Consider the following 25,276-nt stretch of genomic DNA (forward strand, 5'->3'; position numbering starts at 1 on the left):
CAGAACATCCTGATCGTCGATGACATTGCAGACCGCTTGACTTAGAGTGCACTCGAAGTCCTAACCTGAGTTCCGTCATGTCAGAAGCACTCACCATTGGCCAGGTCGCCGCCACCACCGGCGTCTCCACGCACACGCTGCGCTACTACGAACAGGCCGGCCTGATTCGGGCCGTCGGTCGCACGGAGGCGGGTCATCGCCTCTATGCGCCCACCGACCTCGACTGGCTGCAGTTCGTGATGCGTCTGAAGGCGACCGGCATGCCGATCGCCGGGATGCAGGCATTCGCTGCGTTACGGGCGCAAGGTGAGGCCACGGTCGGCGCGCGGCGCGAAATGCTGGCGGCGCATCGCGATGCGGTGCTCGCGCATATCGGAGAGCTGCAGACCAACCTCGAGGCGATCGTCGACAAGATCGCGTACTACGAGGCGGCTGAACGCACGGTGACACGACAGGTCGACAACCCTCAACCAGACAAGGACTCACCATGGAACACGCACAGAACGACCGCTACACCCGGGGCTGGAACAAGCTGAAGGAGATCGATGGGGCCACCGGTGAAAGGGTGATCGCCGCGCTCGCGCCAATTGCCCCGGATTTCGGGCGGCTGCTGATCGAGTTCGGTTTCGGCGACATCTACAGCCGGCCGCAACTCGATCTGCGTTCGCGGGAGATTGCGACGATTGCTTCTCTGGCGACGCTCGGTTGCGCGCAGCCGCAGTTGAAAGTGCATATCGAAGCCGCGTTGAATGTCGGCTGTACGCGTGACGAGATCGTCGAGGTGTTCATGCAGATGGCGCTTTACGCGGGGTTTCCGGCGTCGCTGAACGCGCTGTTTGCCGCGCAGGAAGTGTTCGAGCGACGTGATGCAAACGAGCGGGGGGTGCAAGAGCGGTGCGTGAAACGCAACTAACGGTCCGCCGCCGCCGGCGCCTCCAACAACAGCCGGCGCGCTCTAACCGCCTACGCCACCTTATCCATTTGCGCCTGAAAATCAGCCTGCAGATACCGCCGGCTGACCGAGCGTAAATAGACCAACAACCCGGAACCGGCAATCGCGAGACTCGCCATATTGGCGAACCAGAACCCGCGCGCGCCGGTCAACCAGACGGGTATCGCGCCGACGACATCGAAGCCGAGCAGATAACCGCCACCGAGCCCCACGCCCCACAGCGCGACGGCATAGATCACCGTAGGCACGACCGCCACCTTGTAGGCGCGCAACACGAAAGCCGTCGTCACCTGCAGCGAGTCGAACACGTGATAGAACACCACGATCAGGACCAGTGGCATGGCCGCTGCCGCGACCTGCGCGTTCGGCGTATACCCCTCAATAATGAGCCGCCGCAGCGCGAGCACGATCAGGCCATAGCAGCAGGCGATCATCACCGCCATGAGGATGCCGTGTTGCGACAGCGTACGCGCCGCTTCGTGGCGGTGCGCACCAAGCGCCTGGGCAACCAGCGTGGAGGTGGCAATGCCAATCGAAAGCGGCGTCATATACAACACTGCGCCGACGTTACCGGCAATCTGATGCCCGGCGAGCGTCGTGGTGCCAAAGCGCGCAATGAAAAGCGCCATGAAGGTGTACGACGTGACCTCGATCAGATAGGAAAGTCCCATCGGAATACCGAGGCGCAACTGCGTCACCTGACGGCGCCATACCGGCCAGCAGAAGTGCGCGAAGATCGCGAATGGCCGGAACACGTCGAGCCGGGCCATCAACAGCATGCCGACGATGGCCAGCGTCCAGTTGATCGAGGTGCTGGCAAGCGCGCAGCCTGGGCCGCCAAGCGCCGGCACGCCCAGACCGCCAAAGATGAACCAGCGGTTGAGCGGAAACTTCAGCAGGAGCGCGCCGACCTGCAGGATCATTACGAGCCGCGGCTGGCCGACCGCGTTGGTCAGCGAGCTATAGATGCGAAATGTCAGACCGGCCGGCAAGCCGAACGCCAGGATCTGCAGATAGGCGACCGTGCGTTCGTGCAGCGCCGCCGGCACGCGGGCAAGGTGGAGGATTGGTTCGGGGAAGTACAGGACCAGGAAGCCGATCGTCATCAGCGCCAGCGCAAGCCAGAACGACTGACGGACTTCCTCGCCGATCTCCCGATAGTGGCGTCCGCCGTACAACTGGCCGGCAATCGGCTGCAGCGCGGTGAGGATGCCCGTCAGGCCGATATAGACCGAGATGTAGATCGACGAGCCGAGGCCAAGCGCCGCAAGGTCGACGGCGGAGTAGCGTCCGACCATCGCCGTGTCGATCACGCCGAACGCAATGATCGCCAGTTGGCCGATCAACACCGGCCAGGCGAGCGCGGCGATTTTCCGCACGTCAGCGAACATGATCAGTCCGTGTTGGCGGGAGCGGCTTGCTTTGGACGCCAGGCGCGGTGTTTGGCGGGCGGCTTCGGACGGTCGATGCGGACGTACAGGCGGAAGCGCTCGTCACGGTCGGCGACGCGGCGGCCTTCCCACACCAGCTTCCAGACGAAGTTCGACATCGAACTCGGTTCGCCGTAGTCCTGCGTGTCCTGGCGCAGGATGACGTCGCAATCCTGATCGAACGCAAAATGCATGTGGCCGAAATAGGCAAACGTCGCAATCTGCGCGTTGCCGAGGCGCACCGGCGAAATGCAGCTATAGTCGTCCGGCAGGTGGCTCGCGATCTGCTCGGCCACGTCCTTGTAAGTCCGGCTGTAGTTGATGATGGGCAGCCACAGCGTCATCACGAGTACCCACATCAGCGTCGTACCGGCGCTGGAAAGCACCACGCTGCGCCACAAGACTTTCGGATGGCGCGCGAGGCGCCAGCGGACCAGCACGAACCAGCACACCGTCACCGCGACCGCACAGATGAACGACAGCATTTTGAACTGCGGCACGAAGCCCGGCGCGTAACGGGCCATGTTGCGGGCGAGCGGCGCCGGGAAGCCGGTGAGGCCCGCGATCCAGAACAGCCAGACTGTACTGCCGAGTATCGTAAAGCTGAGGAGCGCGAACCAGTCGATCGCGTTGATGGTGCCGCGATTGAGCGTGGGCAGCGCGAACGTGGCGAGCACCGCGAGCGCCGGCAGCAATAGCATGAAGAGCAGGTTGGTCTGATGGCTCTGCAGCACGACGAGGATCAGCAACGGCGTGATCACCGACAGCGGAATCGCCACGTGCGGCGCGCGCCGCAGGCCCGACCAGCTGAACCAGGACCAGATCGCCAGTGGCCAGGCGGGCCATGTGAAGAGCGGCAGGTTTTTCAGCGCATAGCGGGCCACCGAGCCAGGCGGCCCGGCAAACGCATTGATGCTGGTGCTCACCCACTGATTGAGATACCAGACGGCGTCGTCCGGATAGGCGGAGAGGGCGGCAACCGGCCACGACGTCGACACCACCAGCGCAACCGGCAATCCGGCGAGCAGCAGCCAGCGCGTGCGCGCCGCAGGCACGATGATCGTCATGACGAGCGTGCCGACCAGCAACGCCGCCACTAGCACGGGGTTGCTCGCCAACGCCACGAGGCCGAGCGCGAGGCCCCAGACCAGCGCGCCTTGGATCGGTTTATCGATGATTCGCACGAGGCCGTAGAGAAGCATCGCAATGCAGACGAACTGCGCGAGTTGCGGCGTGGTTTCGTGGCCGCGCTCGGCGAGGCCGAAGCAGGCCAGCAGAATCAGCAGCGCGCCGTCTGCGAGCGTGCGGCCATAGTCGCGCGGTTCCGGCTCGCCGCCGAACGCATATTTGAACGGCTGGACCTCAGCGCGCCGGCCGAGCAGATAGGCGGTGTACCAGACGAATGCGCAGGCGCCGCAAAAGAGCAGGCCGGTGAAGACGCGCGAGGCGTTGCTGGCGTCGACCCAGGGCGCCAGCGCGCGGATCGAACTGGCGCCGAGCCAGTAGCCGAGCGGGCCGTTGTCGGTCAGGTATTTGCCAACCAGGTTCGGAAACAGCCAGTCGTGCGCGTTGCCCTTGGCCATGGTCCACATGACGCCGAAGCCGGCTGCATCCTCGTTCTTCCACGGATCGCGGCCAAACAGGCCGAACGAGGCGTAGACAATACTGATGGCCAGCAACAGCCAGCGCGGCAGGGCGCTCGTGGCGGAGGCAGTGAGGCGAACGACTGATCTCATGCGGATGTGTTGATCTCGGATAAGCGCTTCGACCGGCGCCGGGCAGGGTACCTGGCAGCATGGCCGATTCGCAGCATCCGGCATTGTAGACGTGGCGCACAGCGCGCGTCACGGTCAGTAACAGGCCGCAACGTTGCGCACAGCCCTGTAACGAGTCATCTAAGGTGCGGATAGGGACCTAAGAAGGCGCCGGCGCCAGGAGACAAAAAAGGGCAGCTTACGCTGCCCTCTTGTGCTGGTGCCTGAACACCCGTCCGGCTTGCAGCCGGTGGCGAGGCCGGTATTACTTGGCTGCCTTGCCGGTAGCGCGCGTGCCGAACTTCTTGTTGAACTTCTCGACGCGGCCTGCCGTGTCCATGATCTTTTGTTGACCGGTGTAGAACGGATGCGATTCCGACGACACTTCGATCTTGGCGAGCGGGTAGGTCTTGCCTTCGAACTCGCCCGTTTCGCGGGTATGGATGGTCGAACGGGTCACAAACTTGAAGTCGATCGACATATCGACGAACAGGACTTCGCGGTAATCGGGGTGAATGCCTTCTTTCATGGTAATTCCTCTAGTCTGGCGGTAGCCAACCCGCGTGCAGCCGCTGGAGCGGAAGCATTTTGGCGCGAGCCACTTGCCTAAGGTCGAAAAACGGTGATTATGCCAGAAAATCAGTCGGTTGACGATCTTTGCGGAGGTTTTTTCACAGCTGGCGGGCCGCCGTGCAGCTTGGCCGCGTTGGGTGCTGATTAGCCTTGCAGCGTCCCCACCCGCGCCGGATCCTGCCGGTAGTAGCGGGCCAGCAGCCGGTATAGCTCTGGGTATTCGGCTTCGAACGCTTGCGGCTGGACGAACAGCGCCTCGCTGCAAACGGCAAAAAATTCCGATGGATGGTCCGCCGCGTACGGGTCGATCAGCGATTCCCGCTCGAAACGCGCCCAACGGCGGTCCGGCACGGCCTCCACCCTGGCGCAGAAATGATCGTAGGCATGGTCGAACACCTCGCCCCAGGCGGTCGCATCGAGCGGTGCGTGCCAGCGGCGAAAGAGCGGCGGGTGGCCGTCGGCCTCGCCGCTCAGCATGTCGATCTTGTGCGCGAATTCGTGGATCACGACGTTATAGGCGTCGGTCCCATCCGTCATTTGCGCGTCTTCCCACGACAGCACCACCGGGCCGCCTTCCCAGGCTTCGCCGCTGGCGTCGTGCTCGACTTCATGGACAACCCCGTCTTCATCCTCGACCGTTTTGCGGATCACGAATTCGCCAGGATAGACAATCACGCCGACCCAGCCGCGATACAGGTCCAACCCAAGGTTCAGCACCGGCAAGCAAGCCTGGGCTGCGATTGCGACGGTCATTGCGTCGGTCAGTTCGAGTTCGTGCGCGGTGGAGAACTCCTTTTGCGCGATAAAGAGGCTGCTCAGTTCGCGTAGCCGTGCAAGGTCTGCTGCTTCGAGCTGATTGAGGAACGGCAGGCCGGCGAGCGTCGCCTGCCACAGCGCGTCGTCAATCGGATGGTTGCGCAGCGCCCGCTCGCGGCGGCGCGCATCGAACCAGTGGGTGAGTTTCGATAGCATCGCTCAGTCAATCTGTTTTTGCCACGCGGCGAAAATGCCGCCACACACTGCTACGCCAACGAGGTAATAGAAGCCGTCGAGCGAAGTCAAAAAGCTGGCCTGCTGCGCGACCGTCCGGGCAATCTGTGCCATCGCCAACGCGTGCGCTTCGGCCAGCGAGCGGCCGCTGGCAGCGAAGCCTCTTGTCAGCGTGGCAAACGTGTTCTGGAACGCCGGATTGAACGGATTCACGAACTCGGCAAGGCGCGCCTGATGCAGCGCCTCGCGGTGCTGCTCGATGATGATCATGGACGCGGTGGCAAACGAGATCGTCAATTGCCGCACGATGTTCTTGAGCCGGTAGCCGTGCGTGAATTCCTCGATAGCGAAGATTCTAAACGTCAGATTGGCGACTGGCAGCACGATAAACAGTAACAGCAAGCCGCGCAGCAGCAGCGGCACGAGCAGGGCCGGCTCACCGACGCCGGGTTCCATGCGCGTCATCCACGCCGCGGCGAACGCGGCTAGCGCAAAGCCCGGCACGATGATCCACTTCTTGCGCGGCAGCAGCTTCGAGTAACGCAGGTAGATGAATAACGCGCTGGCGGAAATCAGCGAGGTCACGCCGACGAGGCGCCCCGTGTTCTCCACTGGGTAACCGAGGCCGCTTTCGAGAAAGCGCGAAATCAGATAACTGAAAGCGGTCGACTGGTAGTAGTAGAACATGTAGAGGACGATCCCGACCTGGAACGTCTTCTCGCGCAAGGCGTGCAGCCGCACGAGCGGATTCGGGTGACGCCATTGATGGTAGGCAAACCAGCCCAGTGCGCCGACTCCCAGGATGGTCAGCAGGATCAGGCCGGGGGAGCCGGTGAACAACTGGAAGCGCAGTTGCTGCATCACGATCTGCAGCGCGCCTTGGGCAAACGCGAAAATTATGTACGGCCAGAAGTGCGCCGAACCGCGTTCTTCCGGCTGGCGGCCGCCGGAATTCGGCAGGGCGAGCAGCGCCAGCACGGCAAACAGGACGCCCACGGGCGCAGTGCAGGCAAACAGCGCGCGCCAGTCGAAATGCGCCACGAGTTGTCCGCCGACGAGTGGTGCTAGCGCGCTGCTGAGCACGATCAAAAGCAGAAACGCGCGCGTCGCCACTGGACGCTGCTGCGTCGTGAAACTCATCTGGATCAGGATGCGGCAGGTGCCCATCATCGGGCCGATGAAGTAGCCCTGAAAGCCGCGCGCGAGAGCCAGTTCGAAGGAGGTTTCGCACAACGCTGCGGCGAGCGCACCCGCTGAATAGAGCAGCATGCAGCCGGCCACGTAGCGCCGGTAACCGAAGCGCTCCACCCACCATTGCTGTTGCAGGATGCCGAGCACTGCAGCCACGGCGTACGCGCTCGACGACCACACCAGCTCATCGGGGGACGCGTTGACACCGCCTGCGATGTAGCTCGTGAAAAACGAGAAGATGGCGTTGTCGAAATAGTCGAGGCCGGTGACGACCGCCAGCACCCAAGGGAAGAAATCGCCGCGCAGTTTTTCGACGCTGAACAGCGATACGTTGGATGAGGTCGCGCTCACGACGCCTCGCGCAGCTTTCGGGTGCGTTTTGCCGCAGACGTATTGTCACCTTTCGCGAGTGCATTGCGACGCTGCTCCAGCAAGGCGTCGGCGTTCTCGCCGGCGAGGCGCCGTTCGAGATAGTCCAGGTCAGGACTCAGCTCGGCTCTCAGTTTTTGCGCTTCGTTCAGTTCACGACGCATCGCTTCGATGCGTGCGTCGAGCGCATCGACCTGTTGCGCGATGGCGTCGCGAATCTGCTGCAGTGATTCGGTTGAGTAGCGGTTGCGACCATCAATCGGTTCGAGCGGTTGCTTCAGCATCTCGGTGATGCTGTGCAAGGAAAAACCGAGCGAGCGCAGACGCAGGATGCGGTCGAAGCGTTGGAGGTCTTCCTCGTCGTAAAGGCGGTAACGGCCTTCGCTGCGTGTGGGTGAGACGAGGCCGCGTTCCTCGTAATACTTCAGCGTGCGCGGCGTGACACCGAGGCGCTCGGCGGCATCACGTACGGTCAGCAGAGTGGGAGAGTCCTTCGACATAACAGATAGCAGGCGGCGTGGCAGGCAAGTCGAACTAGTCGCATTATAGTACAACGTGTACGTTCACGTACATGTTGGCAACCCAAGGCGCCTTTTCAACGGGCGAAAAAAAGCCGCTCGTTTGCGGCGAGCGGCTTTTCTGTGTGATGCGAACGGCTGGGACTGCGGGCTTTTAACTGCCGCCGCCGCGACGCATCATGTCGAAGAACTCAGAGTTGCTCTTCGTCTGGCGGATCTTGTCGAGCAGGAATTCCATGGCTTCGACTTCGTCCATGTCGTGGATGAATTTGCGCAGCACCCAGATCTTTTGCAGGATCTCGGGCTTGATCAGCAGTTCTTCGCGACGCGTGCCGGACTTGTTCAGGTTGATCGACGGATAGACGCGCTTTTCAGCCAAACGGCGCTCCAGGTGCACTTCCATGTTGCCGGTACCCTTGAACTCTTCGTAGATGACGTCGTCCATGCGGCTGCCGGTTTCAATCAGCGCCGTACCGATGATGGTGAGCGAGCCACCTTCTTCGATGTTACGGGCCGCGCCGAAGAAGCGCTTCGGACGTTGCAGCGCGTTGGCGTCCACACCACCCGTGAGCACCTTGCCCGAGGCCGGCACGACGGTGTTGTAGGCGCGGGCGAGACGCGTGATCGAGTCCAGCAGAATCACGACGTCGTTCTTCATTTCGACGAGGCGCTTGGCCTTTTCGATCACCATTTCGGCGACCTGGACGTGACGCGCAGCCGGTTCGTCGAACGTGGAGGCGATCACTTCGCCCGCCACCGAACGTTGCATTTCGGTCACTTCTTCCGGGCGTTCGTCGATCAGCAACACGAACAGGATGACATCCGGATGGTTCTGCTTGATCGCGTGGGCGATGTGCTGAAGCATCACGGTCTTGCCGGACTTCGGCGAAGCGACCAGCAGGCCGCGCTGACCCTTGCCGATCGGCGCGATCATGTCGATGATCCGGCCCGTGACGTTTTCTTCGCCACGCATTTCACGTTCGAGCAGCAGCACCTTGTTCGGGTGCAGCGGCGTCAGGTTCTCGAACATGATCTTGTGCTTCGAGGCTTCCGGCGGCTGGCCGTTGACCTTGTCCACCTTCACCAGTGCGAAATAGCGCTCGCCGTCTTTCGGCGTGCGGACTTCACCTTCGATCGTGTCGCCGGTATGCAGGTTGAAGCGGCGGATTTGCGACGGGCTGATATAAATATCGTCCGTGCTGGCCAGATACGAGGTTTCCGGCGAGCGCAGGAAGCCGAAGCCGTCAGGCAGCACCTCGAGCGTGCCGTCGCCGAAAATTGTTTCGCCAGTCTTGGCGCGCTTTTTAAGAATGGCGAACATCAATTCCTGCTTACGCAGGCGGTTCGCACTTTCGATCTCGAGGCCATTGGCCATCTCGATCAATTCGGAAACGTGCAGAGTCTTAAGCTCGGATAAATGCATACGGAGAACCCGCAGGAGAAGGTGCGACCTGAAATGAAATCTGGGAGGAGAGTGAGCGGAACCGCTCAGGGACTTAAGCGTCTTTTCGACGTTTTGCGGATTCTAGCATAGCACACGCCAATTTCAGCCGGCGTGGCGTCACAGCATCTTATTGTTGTGCGTGTTGTCGGCTGACAACACGCACACATAAGCGCGCAGGCGCGCGCATGAGTTACAGCGGCGAATTACAGGTTGCCGTCGAGGAACGCGGTGAGTTGCGACTTCGACAGGGCGCCGACCTTCTGCGCCGCGACTGCGCCGTTCTTGAAAAGGATGAGCGTGGGGATGCCGCGCACGCCAAACTTCACCGGCGTGGACTGATGCTCGTCCACGTTGATCTTGGCGATCTGCAGGCGGTCAGCGTAGTCCTTCGCGACCTCGTCGAGGATCGGTGCAATCATCTTGCACGGGCCGCACCATTCGGCCCAGAAGTCGAGCAGCACGGGTTTGTCGGATTTAACGACGTCCTGTTCGAACGATGCGTCGCTGATATGCTTGATTTGTTCGCTCATATATGAATACCTCTTTCGGATCGAGGCCCGCCTGGATTGCTCGCCACGATACACCAAACTAAGAAAACTTTCGTTCGCGTTGCCGCAAAGGGAGCCGCGCTGGAACACTCACGGGCGATCCTCTCGAAGCGCTCCCGAATGCACAGAATGCTCGGCTTTACGGGACATTCGTACGTCAGTTTAGCCTAAATTGCTATGCGTTGCCGGTGGTGATAGTACTCATACAGGCAGTAGGGCCAAGGCCTGCCGGTAGGGGTGCCATGTTCTGTTACACACCGTATCTGGTGGTTGGGAGCGTGAAGACAAGTCGGCATCTATCTAACTTTGTTCGCATTTACAGTCGCGCGGCTTGCCGACCGATGGTAGAATCTTTCGTGACGGGCCTCCTCGCATGGAGGGGCGGTCAACCTGGTCAGGTCGGGAACGAAGCAGCCACAGCCGTTTTCCACCAGTGCCGAGGGTCGGGCTCGTCACCTTCATTTTTTCGTTGTTGCTACCTAGTTGCAGCAACGGTTTCCGCAAGCGTTTTTCAGTCGGTTCTTCGCGGTTTTTTCGCGTCTCAGTTGTTCGCCCGCCGGTTGTCAGTCTCCCGGTTCGTCGCTCTCGCATCCCACTATTTTTTTCTATCGGTTCGCTAGCCATTTTCAATGAGGCGACGGCGCGTATCCGTACGTGGTCGAATCGGCTTTGCGCGCTATCGTTACTGATACAATTTCCCGATGACCTATCAAGTTCTCGCACGCAAATGGCGACCGAAGGATTTCGCTTCGCTCGTCGGACAGGAGCACGTGGTGCGCGCGCTCACGCACGCGCTGGACGGCGGGCGTCTGCACCACGCCTATCTGTTCACCGGAACCCGCGGCGTCGGCAAGACGACGCTCTCGCGCATCTTCGCCAAGGCGCTCAATTGCGAAACCGGCGTGACCTCGACACCGTGTGGTGTATGCCGCGCGTGCCGGGAGATCGACGAGGGGCGCTTTGTCGACTATGTGGAAATGGATGCGGCGAGTAATCGCGGCGTCGATGAAATGGCCGCACTGCTGGAGCGTGCGGTGTATGCGCCGGTGGATGCGCGCTTCAAGGTCTATATGATCGACGAAGTGCACATGCTGACGAACCACGCATTCAACGCCATGTTGAAAACGTTGGAAGAACCGCCGCCGCACGTCAAGTTCATCCTTGCGACTACCGATCCGCAGAAGATTCCGGTCACGGTCCTGTCACGCTGTTTGCAATTCAATCTGAAGCAGATGCCGGCCGGCCATATCGTGTCGCATCTGGAACACATCCTCGGCGAAGAGCACGTGCCGTACGACGCCCAGGCGTTGCGCTTGCTGGCGCGCGCGGCGGACGGCTCGATGCGCGATGCGCTGTCGCTCACGGATCAGGCGATTGCCTATTCGGCAAACCAGGTCACCGAGGAAGCGGTGCGCGGCATGCTCGGCGCGCTCGACCAGAGTTACCTGATCCGTCTGCTCGACGCGCTCGCCGACGGCGATGGCCCGGCGGTGCTGGCAGTGGCCGATGAGATGTCGCTGCGCAGCCTGTCGTTTTCGACAGCGCTGCAGGATCTGGCCAGCCTGTTGCACCGGATTGCCTGGGCGCAGTTTGCACCGTCGTCGGTGCTCGATGAGTGGCCAGAAGCGACGGATCTGCGCCGCTTCGCCGATGCGTTGAGCGCGGAGCAGGTGCAGTTGTTTTATCAGATTGCAACCATTGGCCGTAGCGAGCTCGGTCTCGCGCCCGACGAATACGCCGGCTTCACGATGACCCTGCTGCGCATGCTGGCGTTTGAGCCGGCGCCGACTGGCGGCGGCGGGGCTGCGCCGACGACGGCGCGGCCGGCTGGAGCCTCGGGTGCCGGCGGGGTGAAGCGTAGCGGCACGCCGGCTGTGGCTGCGTCGCAGGCGCATGCGGAGCCTGCGCGGGCGATTGCGGTGACGCCGTCGGCAGCGCCAGTGGAAGCTGCGCTCAGCGGTGACGCTGTTGGCGGGCCGGTTCGGCGCGCTCAATCCGAAGCGCCTCGTGCGGAAATTGATTCGGCGGCGCGCTCCGCACCCGCTCTGGAACCGGAGCGAGTTCAGGAAGCAGAGCAGGTAGTTGGTCACGCGGCTGTTCAAGGCGCTGCCAAGGTTGCCGGGCTCTCGCATGCGGATAGTGCGCCGGCGCCAATAGTGGAGACTGCCGCCGTTGCCTCCGCGGCAGAGGGCGGCGAGCCCGCCATTGCTGATCGCGACACGACTCCGGTTCCGGCCGCAGCGCTCGCTGCGAACCCCGCCGCTAGTCCAAACCGAAGCGTCGGCGTCACGCCGGCGGCTCCCACGGCCATGGCTCCCGCCGATCCGGCTACGGACTCGCCGGAAGCGGCATCAGAGCCGGCGCCTACAGCGTCACCAGCTGCAGCGGCCCCACAAGCGATGGCGGCTCTATCGGCCACAACAGCGGCAGCGGGACCGACCGCCCAGGCCGCGCCCGCAGCAATACCTGGCACGCAGGACGATATCCCCGCCGACGCTGCGCCGCGCCGCGCAGGTGGCGCCAGCGCCGCGCTCGACGTATTGCGCAGCGCTGGCCTGAAAGTGTCATCGGATCGCGACCGCGCGACGGCAGCGGCCGCCGCGGGCAAACCCGCGCCCGCAGCGCCGCCGAAGCCGGCCGCGCCTCGCGTGAACGTCCCGGTGCCTACGCCCGGTGCACCGCGCCGCGCCCAGGAAACCGTAGCCGCGCGCGGTAGCCCGTCGCCCGCTGCGCGCAGCGGCGGGCAGGGCGCTTCGTCTGTGCCGCCGTGGGACGACATGCCGCCTGACGACTTTGTACCGCTCTCGGCCGAAGACGATTATTTCGGGCCGCCCGACGACGGCTACATGCCCGTGTTCGACGCGGGCCCCGACGACGTGCGCGTCCCGGTTGCCGCGCCCGCTCCGGCGCCTGTCGACACGCGTCCGTTGCCGCCAGCCGTGCCGCTCGATGCCATCGGCTTCAACGGCGATTGGCCGGCGCTCGCCGTGGGCCTGCCGCTCAAAGGCATTTCCTACCAGCTCGCCTTCAACAGCGAACTGATGGCGCTCGAAGGCGCCACGCTCAAGCTCAATGTACCGGTCCCGCAGTATGCTGAAGCCTCGCAGGTCGCCAAGCTCAAGATCGCACTGGCCGAACGGCTCGGCAAGGAGGTCGACGTGCTGGTTGAAGTGGGTCCGGCGCGCCGCACGGCCGCTGCATTCGACGCGGCTGCCCGCGCGCAGCGCCAGAAGGAAGCAGAGCGCGAGATTGGCTCCGATCCGTTCGTGCAATCGCTGATCCGCGAGTTCGGCGCGAGCATCGTGCCCGGCTCCATCAAGCCGATCGCACCCGACGCCGCCGGCAGCGCCTCCACCACTCATTAACTTGCGGCGCATCATAGCGCCATACCCCCAAATTTCACGCTATCAAGAAGGAGCACGTCCATGATGAAAGGCCAACTCGCCGGGCTGATGAAGCAAGCCCAGCAGATGCAGGAAAACATGAAGAAGATGCAGGACCAGCTCGCGCAGATCGAAGTCGAGGGGCAGTCGGGTGCGGGTCTCGTCAAGGTGACGATGACCTGCAAGAACGACGTGCGCCGCGTGTCGATCGATCCGAGCCTGCTCGCCGACGACAAGGACATGCTGGAAGACCTCGTCGCCGCTGCATTCAACGACGCCGTGCGCAAGGCCGAAGCCACCGCGCAGGAAAAGATGGGCGGGATGACCTCGGGCCTGCCGCTGCCGCCGGGATTCAAGCTGCCGTTCTGATCGTTCTCATCGGTCAGACACCCGGCTGGATAGGTCGCCGCGGGCAGGGGGCGGTCAATAGCGCTCGCCTCCTGCAAAGCCGCACGGCAACCCGGTGTAACGCTCTCGAGCGTCGCGCCCGCCTGCCGGTTCGCCGTGTGATCTGACCGCCTCCAGACCGTAACACCATACCCATTTCGACGCCGCCGATTCCGCATGAAACAACCTTCCGCCTTATCGGCGCTCGTCGAAGCGCTGCGCGCGCTGCCCGGTGTCGGGCCCAAATCCGCGCAGCGCATGGCGTATCACCTGATGCAGCACGACCGCGAGGGCGCGGAAAAGCTCGGCCATTCGTTGCTGTTTGCCACCGAGCATCTGCAGCACTGCGAGAAGTGCAATACCTTTACCGAAGCGCAGATCTGCGAAGTGTGTAGCGATGCGGAACGCGATCCGGCGCTGCTGTGCGTCGTCGAGACGCCTGCCGACCAGATCATGCTCGAACAAACGATGACCTATCGCGGGCTCTATTTCGTGCTGATGGGCCGCCTAAGTCCGCTCGACGGCATCGGTCCGAAGGAGATCCATTTCGATCGGCTCGTCAAGCGGGCCTCGGATGGCATCGTCAAGGAGGTCGTGCTCGCGACCAATTTCACCAACGAAGGCGAAGCCACCGCGCATTACCTCGGGCAGACGCTCAAGGCTCGCGGTCTGGCCGTCACGCGTCTCGCGCGCGGCGTGCCGGTGGGCGGTGAGCTCGAGTATGTCGACGCCGGCACGATTGCCCGCGCGATGCTCGACCGGCGCTCGCTTTAGCGCGGCGCCATGCTGAGGCTGCGGCGAGGCCGGCAGTCCCGCAAGCGCCGGTAAAGCCGCTGGAACCGCTGGAACCGCCGCAATAGCCAGACTCGGCGCGCACGCGCAGCATCCACAGCCACCGGCCAGTGCGCGCTTCGCCCACCATGAGGACAGGAGACCATGAGCGCAACCCCTGACGCGACACGTCCCACCGGCCCGCTTGCGGGCGTGAAGGTGCTCGAACTTGGCACGCTGATCGCCGGCCCGTTCGCCGCGCGCTTTCTCGGCGAGTTCGGCGCGGAAGTGATCAAGATTGAAGACCCCAAGGGCGGCGATCCGCTGCGCAAATGGCGCAAGCTGTATCCGGAAGTTGGTGGCACCTCGCTATGGTGGGCCGTCCAGGCGCGCAACAAGAAATCCGTGACGATCAACCTGAAGGCCGAAGAGGGCAAGGAGATCGTGCGGCGTCTGGCGAAAGAAGCGGATATCGTGGTCGAAAATTTCCGCCCGGGTCTGCTCGAAAAGCTCGGCCTTGACTACGACGTTCTGTCTGCCGAGAATCCCGGTCTCGTGATGGTGCGCCTGTCCGGCTACGGCCAGACCGGGCCGTATCGCGACCGGCCCGGGTTTGGTGCGATTGCCGAATCAATGGGCGGCCTGCGTCATATCACCGGTTATCCGGATTTGCCGCCGCCGCGCATCGGCATCTCGATCGGCGATTCGATTGCCGCGCTGCACGGCGTGATCGGCGCGTTGATGGCGCTGCATCACAAGCAGGTGAACGGCGGCAAAGGGCAGGTGGTCGACGTCGCCCTTTACGAAGCGGTCTTCAACATGATGGAGAGTGTGGTGCCCGAGTACGGCGTCTACGGCATGGTGCGTGAGCGCACGGGCGCGTCGCTGCCGGGCATCGTGCCCTCGAACACCTATCCATGCCGCGACGGCAGCATCGTGATCGGCGGCAATAGCGATCCGATCTTCAAGCGTCTGATGCTCGCGATCGAGCGAGAAGACCTCGCCAACGATCCCGCGCTCGCGCACAACGACGGCCGCGTGCCGCGCACGCAGGAAATCGACGGCGCGATTGCCGCGTGGCTCGCGACGCGGACGATCGACGAGGCGCTCGAGGTGCTGAACGCCGCGGATGTCCCGGTTGGCCGCATTTACAGCGTCGCGGATATGTTCACCGATCCGCAATTCATGGCGCGTCAGATGATCCAACGCTTCAAATGGCAGGACGGCAAGGAAATCACCTTGCCTTCGGTCACGCCGAAGCTCTCGGAGACGCCCGGCGAAACGCGCTGGCTGGGTCCGGAGTTGGGCGAACACACGGATGAAGTTTTGAGCTCGCTCGGCTACGACGCGCAGCAGATTGCCGCATTGCACGCGCAACAGGTGGTGTGAGCGCTGGCCCGCTCAGTCGCGTGCCCAGGCGGTGCGAGTAGCACACAGTTGGTCGCGTGCCGTGGGCGACTCTTTTGGCGAGGGCCTGTCGGGTGGCGGACTACATTGTCCCGCCTGGACTGCCACCTCAGGGCCCGCAGGCCAATCCAAAACGGCGTGCCGTCGAGCGACTGCAGGCCGTATGTCCGTTTTCGCCACGCCAGCCGGCCGGCCGGGCTACGGCGTAATCACGATCTTACCCACCACACGGCGCTCGGCCATCTCGCGTAGCGCTCGCCCGGTTTCCCCGAGCGGGTAGTGCGCGGAAACGTAGGGGCGTAGCTTGCCTTCGCCGATCCACCCCGTCATTTGTTTGAACGCCGCGGCGTTGTGCTGCGGCTCGCGCTTCGCAAAGTCGCCCCAGAACACGCCGACGAGACTGGCGCCTTTTAGCAGCGCGAGGTTCAGCGGTAACTTAGGGATCTCACCGTTCGCGAAACCCACCACCAGATAACGGCCGCGCCAGCCGATACTGCGGAACGCCGGTTCCGCATAGATCCCGCCGACCGGGTCGTAGATCACGTCCGGCCCTTTGCCGTCGGTGAGCGCCTTGATGCGCTCGCGCAGGTCTTCGGTGCCGTAGTTGATCGTCGCATCCGCGCCGTGCTTCACACAGATGGCGAGCTTTTCGTCCGAAGAGGCAGCCGCAATCACCCGCGCGCCAAGCGCTTTGCCGATCTCCACCGCGGCCAGACCGACGCCGCCGGCCGCGCCCAGCACGAGCATCGTTTCGCCCGCTTTTAATGCTGCGCGATCAACCACCGCATGGTGCGACGTCCCATAGGCAAGCGTGAAGGCCGCCGCCACGGCGAAGTCGATGCCTTCGGCAAGCGGCACGCAGGCGGCCGCTGGCGCCACGGCTTGCTCCGCGAAGCCGCCCTGGCCGGTGAACGCGACCACCCGCGAGCCCGGCTGAAACTGCGTCACGCCGGCACCAACCGAACGTACGATGCCGGCCACTTCCGAGCCCGGCGTAAAGGGCAGCGGTGGCTTGAACTGATATTTATTCTGGATGATCAACACGTCGGGAAAATTGACGCTCGCCGCCTTGACATCGATTACCACCTCGCCGGCTTGTGGCGTGAGGTCGGGCAACTCTTCGATCGCCAGGCTCTCCGGCGGTCCATATTGATTACAGCGAATCGCGCGCATCGTGCCTCCATTTCAATCGGGGTTCACCACAGTATTCTGAAGTGTAAAACAAGTCGAACGACCGTGCGTTTTTATCACGCCCAACGCGCAGCATGCACGATGCCCGGCGTGTCGTTCGCGCGTCTTCTTTCCTCGGTTACAATCGCCGCATGCGAATCCTACTCAGCAACGACGACGGTTATCTGGCGCCAGGCCTTGCTGCGCTTTACGAAGCGCTGCAGGCATTCGCCGATGTTACTGTGATGGCACCCGAACAGAACTGCAGCGGCGCGTCGAACTCCTTGACGTTGTCGCGGCCGTTGTCGGTGCTGCGCTCGTCGACGGGTTTTTATTACGTGAACGGCACGCCGACCGATTCCGTGCACATTGCCCTGACCGGCATGCTCGACCACACGCCCGATCTGGTGGTGTCCGGCATCAACAACGGTCAGAACATGGGAGAGGACACGCTGTATTCGGGCACGGTCGCCGCGGCCACCGAGGGCATCATGTTCGGCGTCCCGGCAATCGCGTTTTCGCTGGTCGACAAGGATTGGGGCCATCTCGATGCCGCCACGCGCGTTGCCGCGGAAATCGTCGCCCACTACCTCGAGCATCCGCTGCCCGGAAATCCGTTGCTGAACGTCAATATTCCCAACCTGCCTTACGAGCAACTGGGCGACTGGCGCATCACCCGTCTCGGCAAGCGGCACCCGTCGCAGCCGGTGATCCGCCAGACTAACCCGCGCGGCGAACCGATCTACTGGATTGGCCCGTCGGGTAGCGCGCGCGACGCGAGCGAGGGCACCGACTTCCACGCCGTCGCCAACGGTCAGGTGTCGATCACACCGCTGCAACTCGATCTGACCCACACCGACATGTTGCCCGCGGCACGCGACTGGCTACGCGCCGGGAGCGGCGCTTCATGACCAGCGAGCGCGCAAAGCGCTTTCCGCTTGGCCTCGAGGATCTGAAGCGCGAGCCACGCCGGCCCGAAGGACGCCCCGGTGAGGTGCGCGCGGCGAACCTCGCCGCTGCGACCGAGGCCCGCGCGGCCGGTGCGCGAGCGAAGACGCCTGCGCGCGGGGAGACCGTCGGCAACCGTACTGCGCACCAACCGGCCAAAGCGTCGGCGCCTGCTTTGGCTACAGCCGTGACTAAACCGGTGGTCAAGCCTTCGCCTACACTCGCGGCCAAGCCCGTGCCCAAGCCTGCGGCTACACCCGTGACCAAGCCTGCAGTCAAAGCTGTGGTCAAGCCGGCCGCACCCGCTGTCACCAAACTGAACACCACGCTGGCAAACTCGCTCGCCAACCGGCCTGGGCCCAAGCCTGTCGCGCCGCGCCCGAGCGCCAAGCCCGCCGAACGCAGTGCCGCTCCGAATGTGGCGTTGACGAGCGCCCATGCGCTGACTTCGGAACGGGTTCGCGAACGCATGGTCGAACGCCTGCGGGCAAACGGCATCAGCGATCAGCGCGTGATTCATGCGATGTCGGTGGTGCCGCGCCATATGTTCGTGGACCCGGGGCTCGCCACTCAGGCTTACGAGGACGCGGCTCTGCCGATCGGCCATCACCAGACCATCTCCAAGCCTTCCGTGGTCGCGCGGATGATCGAGCTGGCCGCTGCCGGGCGAACCCTCACGAACGTGCTGGAGATCGGCACGGGCTGCGGTTATCAGGCTGCAGTGCTGAGCCAGGTCGCACGCGATGTTTATTCGATTGAACGCATCAAACCGCTATACGAGCGTGCCAAGACAAACTTGCGTCCGCTGCGCATTCCGAACATCCGGCTGCACTACGGTGATGGCCGCATCGGTTTGCCAGCAGTCGCGCCGTTCGACGCGATCGTGATCGCCGCTGCAGGGCTTGATATACCGCAGGCCCTGCTCGAGCAGCTCGCGATCGGCGGCCGGCTCGTCGCGCCAGTCGGCACGCAGGACGGTCAGACGCAGCAGGTGCTCACGCTCGTCGAGCGGACGGGGCCTGCGCAATGGCGCGAGTCGCGGCTTGATCGCGTTTTCTTTGTACCCTTAAAATCCGGAGTGATTTGACACCGATGAGTATGTTGCGCGCGATGCAAAGAACCAGCCTGAATGTCCACCTGACCGTAGCCCAGCGTAGCGTGTGCGTGGTCGCGCTCTCCCTGTTGGCGGCCTGTGCGACACGGCTCGATAACGCGCCCGTCGTCGATCGCTCGGGCGACCTCGGTACCCAGTCGGCGCAGGCAGCGGCTGCGCCTGTGCCGCTGGGTCCGCCGCCTCCGGGTTATTACCGGGTGAAGCCGGGCGACACGCTGTACCGGATCGCCTTGGAGAACGGTCAGAATTATCGCGACATCGCGACGTGGAACAACCTGAGCAACCCGAACCAGATCGAAGTCGATCAGTTGCTGCGTGTGGCGCCGCCGGGCGCGAACCTCGCGGCGATCACGCCGGGTGTGGCCACCTCGCCGGTGGTTGGCGGCGGTGTGCAGACGGCGCCGCTCGGCGGTACGCCGGCTCCGGCTCCGGGCCCGGGCGGAACGGCAGGCCTCGCGTCGGTGCCACCGGTCTACGGTGCGGGTTCGACCGCCACCTCAATTCCGCCGCAAACCGGCGCGAGCGATACGAGCGCGGCGGCGGCCGGCAACATCGCGTTTGCCTGGCCGGTGCGCGGTCCGATCCTCGGCACGTTTGACGACTCGACTAACAAGGGCGTCAATATTGGCGGGGCTGCCGGCGATCCCGTAAAAGCGTCTGCGGATGGACGCGTCGTTTATGCTGGAAATGGGCTGCGCGGATACGGCAATCTCATTATCATCAAGCATGATGCAACTTATCTTACGGCGTATGCACACAACCGCGCTTTGATGGTAAAAGAGGGAGACGCGGTGACCAAGGGGCAGAAGATCGCCGAAATGGGCAATAGCGATTCGGACCGTGTGATGTTGCATTTCGAAGTTCGCCGACAGGGTAAGCCTGTCGACCCACTGAAGTATTTGCCGCCGCAATAAGCGATACGACCATGCCGAAATCGAAGCGCCGCCCGCCGCAAGCCGAGTCTGAGAAGATCAGTCGTGCCACGCATGTTACGGTGGAGGACGGCGGTGCTTCGGAGGTCGAAGACGACAGCGTTGACGATCTCGATAACGCACGCGATCTCGACGAGCGCCAAAGCGGTGCAGAGGAGGCCGGCGAAACGCGCGAAAGCGCGAGCGACGCCGCGCCCGACGCCGATGATTTCCGCGCGCTGCTGCAGGCCGAACTCACGGCTGACACGATCCAGCACTACCTCAATCGCATCAGCGTGAAACCGCTGTTGACGGTGGAGGAAGAACAGCGCTACTCGCGGCTTGCGAAGGCAGGGGAGTTCGAAGCCCGCCAGGTGATGATCGAGCGCAATCTGCGACTCGTCGTCAGTATCGCGAAAGGCTATCTGAACCGCGGCGTGCCGCTGCTCGATCTGATCGAAGAGGGCAACCTCGGCCTGATGCACGCCATCGAGAAGTTCGATCCTACGCGCGGCTTCCGTTTTTCCACGTATGCCACCTGGTGGATCCGTCAGAGCATCGAGCGCGCGATCATGAATCAGGCGCGCACCGTGCGTCTGCCGGTGCACGTGATTCGCGAGCTCAACCAGGTGCTGCGCGCGAAGCGCCATCTGGAGAAGAACTCGATGAATTCCGGCGAGGCGGCCGACCGCCGCGACGCCAGCATCGACGACATCGCGTATCTGACCGGCAAGACCACCGACGAAGTCACCGATATCCTCGCGCTGAACGAGCACACGGCGTCGCTTGACGCGCCGCTCGATCTCGATCCGGCGAGCAGCCTGCTCGATCTGCTGTCCGACGACCAGAGCCAGTCGCCGGATGCTGAGGTGCAGCACCGCGAGCTTGAGACGCTGACGCGCGCGTGGCTCGCACGTCTGTCCGACAAGCATCGTCACGTGATCGAGCGCCGCTTCGGCCTCAATCATATCGAGCCGGCCACGCTCGAAGAGCTGGCCGACGAAATGGGCCTCACGCGCGAGCGTGTGCGCCAGATCCAGCAGGAAGCGCTAGTCCGCCTGAAGCGCTTCTTTGCCTCCAACGGTGTACGTAAGGACGCCGTTTTATAAGCCGATGACACCGATTCTTGTTTTCGACATCGAGACGATTCCCGATGTCGCCGGCATTCGCCGCCTCGAAGATTTGCCCGCCACGCTCAGCGACGCCGAAGTTGCTGAGCATGCTTTTGCCGCGCGCCGTGAAAAGACCGGCAGCGATTTCCTGCCGCACCACCTGCAACGGATTGCGGCGATCTCCTGTGTGTTTCGCGACAACAACGGCTTTCGCGTGCGCTCGCTCGGCACGCTGGAGGACGGGGAAGCGGCGTTGGTACAGTCGTTCTACCGGGTGATCGAGAAATACACGCCGCAGCTGGTGTCGTGGAACGGCGGCGGTTTCGATCTGCCGGTGCTGAACTACCGGGCGCTGGTCAACGGGATTCCGGCGAACCGCTTCTGGGATCTGGGCGAGGACGACCGCGAGTTCAAATGGAACAACTACATCAGCCGCTACCACGCGCGCCACACCGATCTGATGGACGTGCTGGCCATGTATCAGGCGCGCGCCAACGCGCCGCTTGATGCGCTCGCCAAACTATGCGGCTTCCCCGGCAAGCTCGGCATGGACGGCGGGCAGGTGTGGCATGCGTTCCAGGACGGGCAGATCGAGCAGATCCGCAATTACTGTGAGACGGATGTCGTCAACACGTATCTGCTGTATTGCCGCTTCCAGTTGATGCGCGGCGGTTTTTCGCCTGAGGAATACGCAGACGAAATCGCGCTGGTGAAAAGCGCGCTGGCTCAAGAGCCTTCCCCGCATTGGGCTGAGTATCTGGCGGCGTTCGATAACTAGGCGTTTCGCGGGGCGACCCTTCGCGGGGCGACCGGTTGCCCCGCGACTCCTTCGTTAGTCCAGTTCCAGCAGGATCGGCTGATGATCCGACGCGTTTGTCGCACCGTCGATCTCGCAGCGGCGCAACCGGTCCCGCAAATCCTCGGTCACGAACACGAAATCGCAGGTGAGCGGCCCTGACGACCACTGCACCGTGTCGTAGACTCCGGCGGTCGGCGGCGGCGTGGCGCCCGGATGGAGCGTCGTCCACGCGTCGATGAAGGCAGGGCTGCCCGCCAGCGGCTCCAGCATGCGCCGGTAGGCATCGCTGCGGAACGCGCTATTGAAATCGCCGCAGATAATCGCGCTGACCGGTCGCGCGGTCTCAGCAAACGGCCCGTCGGGGTTTTCCGCCTTCGCGGGACGGGCCGCGTGGCCTGCCGCCTCCTGTTGCAGTGCGCGCAGCGCGTCTACCTGCGCAAGCCGCTGCGGCAGCGAATAGAACTCCAGATGCGTCACGATGACCCGTAGCGGGCCGCCAGGGGCGCGCAGTACCGCTTCCAGCGCGGCGCGCTGCATCGACGGTGCTGCCGGATCGGCGGGCCACGGCAGCGCGTGCCGCGTCACGCGTTCGACCGGCAGACGCGTCGCCAGCGCATTGCCGAATTGCCGCCGGCGCGCGCCATGCGCCGGCAAATCTGCGCCAATGGCTTCGAGCACGGTAAAGCCGGGCAGCGCCGCCGCGAGTTCGGCGAACTGGTCCTCGCCCGGATGCCCCGGCAGCGTGCCGAAGCCACGCGTGACTTCCTGCAGGCACAGGACGTCGAAATCGCCAAGCCGGCGCGCTTCGTCGAGCGTGCGCGCGAGGCCCACGTCGCCCACCGCGTTGCGTCCCCACTGGACATTCCAGTTGATCAGTCGCATCGTCAAATCTCCGTCGCCGGTTGTGGTTCGTCTACAATCTCGCCTTCCCCCAATAGTCTGTCAGGAAGCCGCAGGTGTCTCAGATTGCCCACAATCGTGCCTCGAACCGCTCGTCCAGAGGCAAGAAAAAAGCGTCCGCCCAAGCGGGTGCGTCCGCCGTACCCGGCGCGTCTGTTATAGCCCCGATTCTGGAAGTCGAATCGCTCGACATGGAAGCGCGCGGGGTAGGCCGTACCGTCAACGAAGACGGCACGCCGGGCAAGGTGATTTTCGTCGAAGGCGCGTTGCCGGGTGAGCGCGTCACCTATTTGAGCTACCGTCGTAAGCCGAGTTTCGAACAGGCGGAAGTCGTCGACGTGTTGCGTGAAAGCGTGATCCGCGCCAAGCCGCAGTGTCAGTTCTTTGGCACCTGCGGCGGTTGCTCGATGCAGCACCTCGACGTGCGCGCGCAGATTGCCGTCAAGCAGCGCGTGCTTGAAGACAATCTCGCGCATCTGGCGAAGCTGCGGCCCGAAACGGTGTACCGGCCGATTCACGGCCCGTCATGGGGCTACCGCTATCGCGCGCGCCTTACCGTGCGCCATGTGGCCAAGAAAGGCGGCGTGCTGGTCGGCTTCCACGAGCGCAAGAGCAGCTTTATCGCCGATATGACCTCGTGCGAGGTGCTGCCGCCGCACGTCTCGGCGATGCTGGTGCCGCTGCGCCGGCTGGTCGAAGGCCTGTCGATTCGCGAGCGCATGCCGCAAATCGAGCTCGCGGTCGGCTCGACGGTGACAGCGCTGGTGCTGCGCATTCTGGAGCCGATCAACGCGGCCGACGAGCAGCTGCTGCGCGAATTCGCCGATGCGCATAACGTGCAGTTCTGGTTGCAGCCGCAGGGGCCGGATTCGGTGACGCCGTTCTATCCGCTCGATGCTCGGCTCGACTATACGCTGCCGGAGTACAACATCCGCATGCCGTTCAAGCCGACCGACTTCACCCAGGTGAATCACCAGATCAACCGCGTGCTGGTGGGCCGTGCGCTGCGCTTGCTGGCGCCGTCGCGCACCGATCGCGTGCTGGATCTGTTCTGCGGCATCGGCAATTTCACGCTGCCGCTTGCACGGATTTCGAAGGAGGTGGTGGGTATCGAAGGCAGCGAGGTCTTGACCACGCGGGCCCTCGCCAATGCCGGAGAGAACGGCGTGGCGGACCATACCTCGTTCGCCTGCCGGAACCTGTTTGAAGTGACCGCCGACGACATGCGCGCGCTCGGGCATTTCGACAAGTTCCTCATCGACCCGCCGCGCGAAGGCGCGCTGGCCGTCTCGAAAGCACTGGCCGAGATTGCCCAGAGCGGCGACGGCCCGCTGCCGAAACGCATTGTCTACGTGTCCTGCAATCCGTCGACCCTCGCGCGCGATGCCGGCCTGCTCGTTCACGAGGCGGGCTACCGGCTCAAGGGCGCGGGCGTAGTCAATATGTTCCCGCATACGTCGCACGTGGAATCGATCGCGCTGTTCGAGCGCGACTGAGGTGCTCTGTGTTGGCGGCGGCCGCGCGCCGCCGGGTGTACGGACCGTCGTAATGAGTCGCACGAACACGCAGGGCGATGCACGACGGACAGCGCACAAGCAGGCTCCACAAACAAAAACGCCACGACTCTGAAAGTCGTGGCGTTTTTGTTTGATCAAGCGTTGATCTGGATCAACTCCAGCAACGCTCTTCCGGTGTGTGGCTTAGAACTGCCACCACGATTTTTGCTGACCTGGCCGCGCATGGCCGGTGATGTACGGGCTGTCCGGGAAGGTGCCGGCCAGCACGCGCTTCGTATCGTCGGCCAGTTGCGGCTGATCGAGTTTCTGGTACGAGAGCATCATGATGTGCAGCGCGTCTTCAATAGCCGGCGCATTCCGGTAATCCTTGATGGCGAGCTGCGCACGGTTGATGGCGGCGACGTAAGCGCCACGACGGTAGTAGTAGTCCGCGGCGTGAACTTCGTGCGACGCGAGGGCGTTCACGATGTAGCGCATGCGTTGTGCCGCATCCGGCGCGTACTTGCTGTTCGGATACTTGTCGACCACCACCTTGAACGCGTCATACGACTCGCGCAGCGACTTCGGATCGCGCTCGCTCATGTCCTGGCCGGAGAAGCGGCCGAACAGACCGAGGTCGTCGTTGAAGTTGATCATGCCCTTCAGGTAGTACGCGTAGGCAATATCGGGATGGCCCGGGTGCAGCTGGATGAAGCGGTCGATGGCCTCGTTGGCGGCATCGTTCTCGCTGTCCTTCCAGTTGCAGTAGGCTACGTTGATCTGCGCCTGCTGGGCAAAGTGGCCGAACGGATCGCGACCCTCAAGCATCTCGAAATATTTCGCACACTTGCTCCAGTCGCCAGCGGACAGGGAATCCTGCGCCTCCGTATATAATTTGTTGTTCGCCCAGGTAGCCGTTTCATCGGTCTTTTCCGGCAGGCCGTGACAGGCCGCCACGACGACGATGGCCGCGAGGCAGGCAAAGTATCGTGCCACTCTGCTGGCCGTGCTTCGGAGTGTGGTCCGGGCTACCGTCCGGGGGGCCGTCTTTAGGGCCACCGTCTTTTGGGCCGATTCGATAATAATGTTCAAGGCTCGCATTTTCCAGT

Annotated in this window: 23 protein-coding genes and 1 other RNA gene; 13 read left to right on the top strand and 11 right to left on the bottom strand. The window is 63.3% G+C overall.

Annotated features, from left to right (window positions below):
• The first annotated feature begins 77 nt into the window (after positions 1 to 77).
• Both P3T40_RS31730 and P3T40_RS31735 read left to right on the top strand, forming a co-directional pair.
• The gene (locus P3T40_RS31730) at positions 78 to 536 is read left to right on the top strand and encodes a MerR family transcriptional regulator (protein WP_429271673.1); all 459 of its coding nucleotides are present in this window, start codon (positions 78 to 80) and stop codon (positions 534 to 536) included.
• Positions 488 to 913, top strand: a complete 426-nt coding sequence (locus tag P3T40_RS31735; protein ID WP_429271674.1) for a carboxymuconolactone decarboxylase family protein — start codon at positions 488 to 490, stop codon at positions 911 to 913. The genes P3T40_RS31730 and P3T40_RS31735 overlap by 49 nt, the downstream gene beginning before the upstream one ends.
• A gap of 50 nt (positions 914 to 963) precedes the next feature.
• Here the strand turns inward: P3T40_RS31735 and P3T40_RS31740 are convergent, their stop codons facing one another.
• From P3T40_RS31740 to trxA, 8 genes are all read right to left on the bottom strand, one after another.
• Positions 964 to 2,343, bottom strand: coding sequence for an MATE family efflux transporter (locus tag P3T40_RS31740; protein ID WP_429271675.1), 1,380 nt, complete (start codon positions 2,341 to 2,343; stop codon positions 964 to 966).
• Positions 2,344 to 2,345: 2 nt separating this feature from the next.
• Positions 2,346 to 4,118, bottom strand: a complete 1,773-nt coding sequence (locus P3T40_RS31745) for an ArnT family glycosyltransferase (RefSeq protein WP_429271676.1) — start codon at positions 4,116 to 4,118, stop codon at positions 2,346 to 2,348.
• A gap of 283 nt (positions 4,119 to 4,401) precedes the next feature.
• A complete protein-coding gene (locus P3T40_RS31750; protein ID WP_429271677.1) occupies positions 4,402 to 4,665 on the bottom strand; it encodes a type B 50S ribosomal protein L31 in 264 nt (87 codons plus the stop codon).
• A gap of 188 nt (positions 4,666 to 4,853) precedes the next feature.
• The gene (locus P3T40_RS31755) at positions 4,854 to 5,681 is read right to left on the bottom strand and encodes a M90 family metallopeptidase (protein ID WP_429271678.1); all 828 of its coding nucleotides are present in this window, start codon (positions 5,679 to 5,681) and stop codon (positions 4,854 to 4,856) included.
• Between the two features lie 3 nt (positions 5,682 to 5,684).
• Entirely contained in the window at positions 5,685 to 7,241 is a 1,557-nt protein-coding gene (locus P3T40_RS31760) for an MFS transporter (RefSeq protein ID WP_429271679.1), read from the bottom strand.
• Positions 7,238 to 7,759, bottom strand: coding sequence for a MerR family transcriptional regulator (locus P3T40_RS31765; RefSeq protein ID WP_429271680.1), 522 nt, complete (start codon positions 7,757 to 7,759; stop codon positions 7,238 to 7,240). Before P3T40_RS31765 ends, P3T40_RS31760 begins: the two co-directional genes overlap by 4 nt.
• A gap of 172 nt (positions 7,760 to 7,931) precedes the next feature.
• Positions 7,932 to 9,200 carry a transcription termination factor Rho gene (rho, locus tag P3T40_RS31770; RefSeq protein WP_074298516.1) on the bottom strand — a complete coding sequence of 423 codons (1,269 nt, stop codon included), beginning with the start codon at positions 9,198 to 9,200 and terminating at the stop codon, positions 7,932 to 7,934.
• A gap of 224 nt (positions 9,201 to 9,424) precedes the next feature.
• Entirely contained in the window at positions 9,425 to 9,751 is a 327-nt protein-coding gene (trxA, locus tag P3T40_RS31775; RefSeq protein ID WP_006048864.1) for a thioredoxin TrxA, read from the bottom strand.
• Between the two features lie 376 nt (positions 9,752 to 10,127).
• Between trxA and ffs the strand changes: the two genes are divergently transcribed.
• The 5 genes from ffs (at position 10,128) to P3T40_RS31800 (ending at position 15,699) form a co-directional block, all read left to right on the top strand.
• Positions 10,128 to 10,226, top strand: an RNA gene (gene ffs / locus P3T40_RS31780) — signal recognition particle sRNA small type.
• 244 nt (positions 10,227 to 10,470) lie between these two features.
• A complete protein-coding gene (locus tag P3T40_RS31785) occupies positions 10,471 to 13,134 on the top strand; it encodes a DNA polymerase III subunit gamma/tau (RefSeq protein WP_429271681.1) in 2,664 nt (887 codons plus the stop codon).
• A gap of 60 nt (positions 13,135 to 13,194) precedes the next feature.
• On the top strand, positions 13,195 to 13,521 hold the full coding sequence (locus P3T40_RS31790; RefSeq protein ID WP_074298518.1) for a YbaB/EbfC family nucleoid-associated protein: 327 nt from the start codon (positions 13,195 to 13,197) through the stop codon (positions 13,519 to 13,521).
• Positions 13,522 to 13,716: 195 nt separating this feature from the next.
• Positions 13,717 to 14,313 (top strand): recombination mediator RecR, encoded by a 597-nt coding sequence (gene recR / locus P3T40_RS31795; protein WP_429271682.1) that lies wholly within the window; start codon positions 13,717 to 13,719, stop codon positions 14,311 to 14,313.
• A 162-nt stretch (positions 14,314 to 14,475) separates the two neighbouring features.
• Positions 14,476 to 15,699, top strand: coding sequence for a CaiB/BaiF CoA transferase family protein (locus P3T40_RS31800; RefSeq protein WP_429271683.1), 1,224 nt, complete (start codon positions 14,476 to 14,478; stop codon positions 15,697 to 15,699).
• 216 nt (positions 15,700 to 15,915) lie between these two features.
• On the opposite strand, the gene P3T40_RS31805 is transcribed toward P3T40_RS31800, so the two are convergent.
• Positions 15,916 to 16,890, bottom strand: a complete 975-nt coding sequence (locus P3T40_RS31805) for an NADPH:quinone oxidoreductase family protein (protein ID WP_429271684.1) — start codon at positions 16,888 to 16,890, stop codon at positions 15,916 to 15,918.
• A 149-nt stretch (positions 16,891 to 17,039) separates the two neighbouring features.
• Here P3T40_RS31805 and surE point away from each other — a divergent pair, with 149 nt between their 5' ends.
• The 5 genes from surE to P3T40_RS31830 are packed head-to-tail and all read left to right on the top strand — an operon-like array spanning position 17,040 to position 21,750.
• Positions 17,040 to 17,798, top strand: coding sequence for a 5'/3'-nucleotidase SurE (gene surE, locus P3T40_RS31810; RefSeq protein ID WP_429271685.1), 759 nt, complete (start codon positions 17,040 to 17,042; stop codon positions 17,796 to 17,798).
• The gene (locus tag P3T40_RS31815) at positions 17,795 to 18,922 is read left to right on the top strand and encodes a protein-L-isoaspartate(D-aspartate) O-methyltransferase (RefSeq protein WP_429271686.1); all 1,128 of its coding nucleotides are present in this window, start codon (positions 17,795 to 17,797) and stop codon (positions 18,920 to 18,922) included. The genes surE and P3T40_RS31815 overlap by 4 nt, the downstream gene beginning before the upstream one ends.
• Positions 18,923 to 18,927: 5 nt before the next feature.
• Entirely contained in the window at positions 18,928 to 19,863 is a 936-nt protein-coding gene (locus P3T40_RS31820) for a peptidoglycan DD-metalloendopeptidase family protein (RefSeq protein ID WP_429271687.1), read from the top strand.
• An 11-nt stretch (positions 19,864 to 19,874) separates the two neighbouring features.
• On the top strand, positions 19,875 to 20,969 hold the full coding sequence (gene rpoS, locus P3T40_RS31825; RefSeq protein ID WP_429271688.1) for an RNA polymerase sigma factor RpoS: 1,095 nt from the start codon (positions 19,875 to 19,877) through the stop codon (positions 20,967 to 20,969).
• Between the two features lie 4 nt (positions 20,970 to 20,973).
• A complete protein-coding gene (locus P3T40_RS31830; protein ID WP_429271689.1) occupies positions 20,974 to 21,750 on the top strand; it encodes a 3'-5' exonuclease in 777 nt (258 codons plus the stop codon).
• A gap of 54 nt (positions 21,751 to 21,804) precedes the next feature.
• Here the strand turns inward: P3T40_RS31830 and P3T40_RS31835 are convergent, their stop codons facing one another.
• On the bottom strand, positions 21,805 to 22,653 hold the full coding sequence (locus P3T40_RS31835; protein ID WP_429271690.1) for an endonuclease/exonuclease/phosphatase family protein: 849 nt from the start codon (positions 22,651 to 22,653) through the stop codon (positions 21,805 to 21,807).
• Positions 22,654 to 22,829: 176 nt separating this feature from the next.
• On the opposite strand from P3T40_RS31835, the gene rlmD reads away from it, so the two are divergent.
• Positions 22,830 to 24,167: a 23S rRNA (uracil(1939)-C(5))-methyltransferase RlmD gene (gene rlmD, locus P3T40_RS31840; protein ID WP_429271724.1), complete on the top strand. Its 1,338-nt coding sequence runs from the start codon at positions 22,830 to 22,832 to the stop codon at positions 24,165 to 24,167.
• Between the two features lie 204 nt (positions 24,168 to 24,371).
• Here rlmD and P3T40_RS31845 read toward each other — a convergent pair whose 3' ends face one another.
• Positions 24,372 to 25,268 carry an outer membrane protein assembly factor BamD gene (locus P3T40_RS31845; protein WP_429271691.1) on the bottom strand — a complete coding sequence of 299 codons (897 nt, stop codon included), beginning with the start codon at positions 25,266 to 25,268 and terminating at the stop codon, positions 24,372 to 24,374.
• Between the last annotated feature and the right edge of the window lie 8 nt (positions 25,269 to 25,276).

The sequence above is a fragment of the Paraburkholderia sp. EB58 genome (genome assembly GCF_050436665.1).
Classification (GTDB): Bacteria; Pseudomonadota; Gammaproteobacteria; order Burkholderiales; family Burkholderiaceae; genus Paraburkholderia.

Coding starts and splice junctions, on each gene's coding strand:
- P3T40_RS31730 (WP_429271673.1), top strand. CDS start 78: ATGTCAGAAGCACTCACCATTGGCCAGGTCGCCGCCACCACCGGCGTC.
- P3T40_RS31735 (WP_429271674.1), top strand. CDS start 488: ATGGAACACGCACAGAACGACCGCTACACCCGGGGCTGGAACAAGCTG.
- P3T40_RS31740 (WP_429271675.1), bottom strand. CDS start 2,343: ATGTTCGCTGACGTGCGGAAAATCGCCGCGCTCGCCTGGCCGGTGTTG.
- P3T40_RS31745 (WP_429271676.1), bottom strand. CDS start 4,118: ATGAGATCAGTCGTTCGCCTCACTGCCTCCGCCACGAGCGCCCTGCCG.
- P3T40_RS31750 (WP_429271677.1), bottom strand. CDS start 4,665: ATGAAAGAAGGCATTCACCCCGATTACCGCGAAGTCCTGTTCGTCGAT.
- P3T40_RS31755 (WP_429271678.1), bottom strand. CDS start 5,681: ATGCTATCGAAACTCACCCACTGGTTCGATGCGCGCCGCCGCGAGCGG.
- P3T40_RS31765 (WP_429271680.1), bottom strand. CDS start 7,759: ATGTCGAAGGACTCTCCCACTCTGCTGACCGTACGTGATGCCGCCGAG.
- rho (WP_074298516.1), bottom strand. CDS start 9,200: ATGCATTTATCCGAGCTTAAGACTCTGCACGTTTCCGAATTGATCGAG.
- trxA (WP_006048864.1), bottom strand. CDS start 9,751: ATGAGCGAACAAATCAAGCATATCAGCGACGCATCGTTCGAACAGGAC.
- P3T40_RS31785 (WP_429271681.1), top strand. CDS start 10,471: ATGACCTATCAAGTTCTCGCACGCAAATGGCGACCGAAGGATTTCGCT.
- P3T40_RS31790 (WP_074298518.1), top strand. CDS start 13,195: ATGATGAAAGGCCAACTCGCCGGGCTGATGAAGCAAGCCCAGCAGATG.
- recR (WP_429271682.1), top strand. CDS start 13,717: ATGAAACAACCTTCCGCCTTATCGGCGCTCGTCGAAGCGCTGCGCGCG.
- P3T40_RS31800 (WP_429271683.1), top strand. CDS start 14,476: ATGAGCGCAACCCCTGACGCGACACGTCCCACCGGCCCGCTTGCGGGC.
- P3T40_RS31805 (WP_429271684.1), bottom strand. CDS start 16,890: ATGCGCGCGATTCGCTGTAATCAATATGGACCGCCGGAGAGCCTGGCG.
- surE (WP_429271685.1), top strand. CDS start 17,040: ATGCGAATCCTACTCAGCAACGACGACGGTTATCTGGCGCCAGGCCTT.
- P3T40_RS31815 (WP_429271686.1), top strand. CDS start 17,795: ATGACCAGCGAGCGCGCAAAGCGCTTTCCGCTTGGCCTCGAGGATCTG.
- P3T40_RS31820 (WP_429271687.1), top strand. CDS start 18,928: ATGAGTATGTTGCGCGCGATGCAAAGAACCAGCCTGAATGTCCACCTG.
- rpoS (WP_429271688.1), top strand. CDS start 19,875: ATGCCGAAATCGAAGCGCCGCCCGCCGCAAGCCGAGTCTGAGAAGATC.
- P3T40_RS31830 (WP_429271689.1), top strand. CDS start 20,974: ATGACACCGATTCTTGTTTTCGACATCGAGACGATTCCCGATGTCGCC.
- P3T40_RS31835 (WP_429271690.1), bottom strand. CDS start 22,653: ATGCGACTGATCAACTGGAATGTCCAGTGGGGACGCAACGCGGTGGGC.
- P3T40_RS31845 (WP_429271691.1), bottom strand. CDS start 25,268: ATGCGAGCCTTGAACATTATTATCGAATCGGCCCAAAAGACGGTGGCC.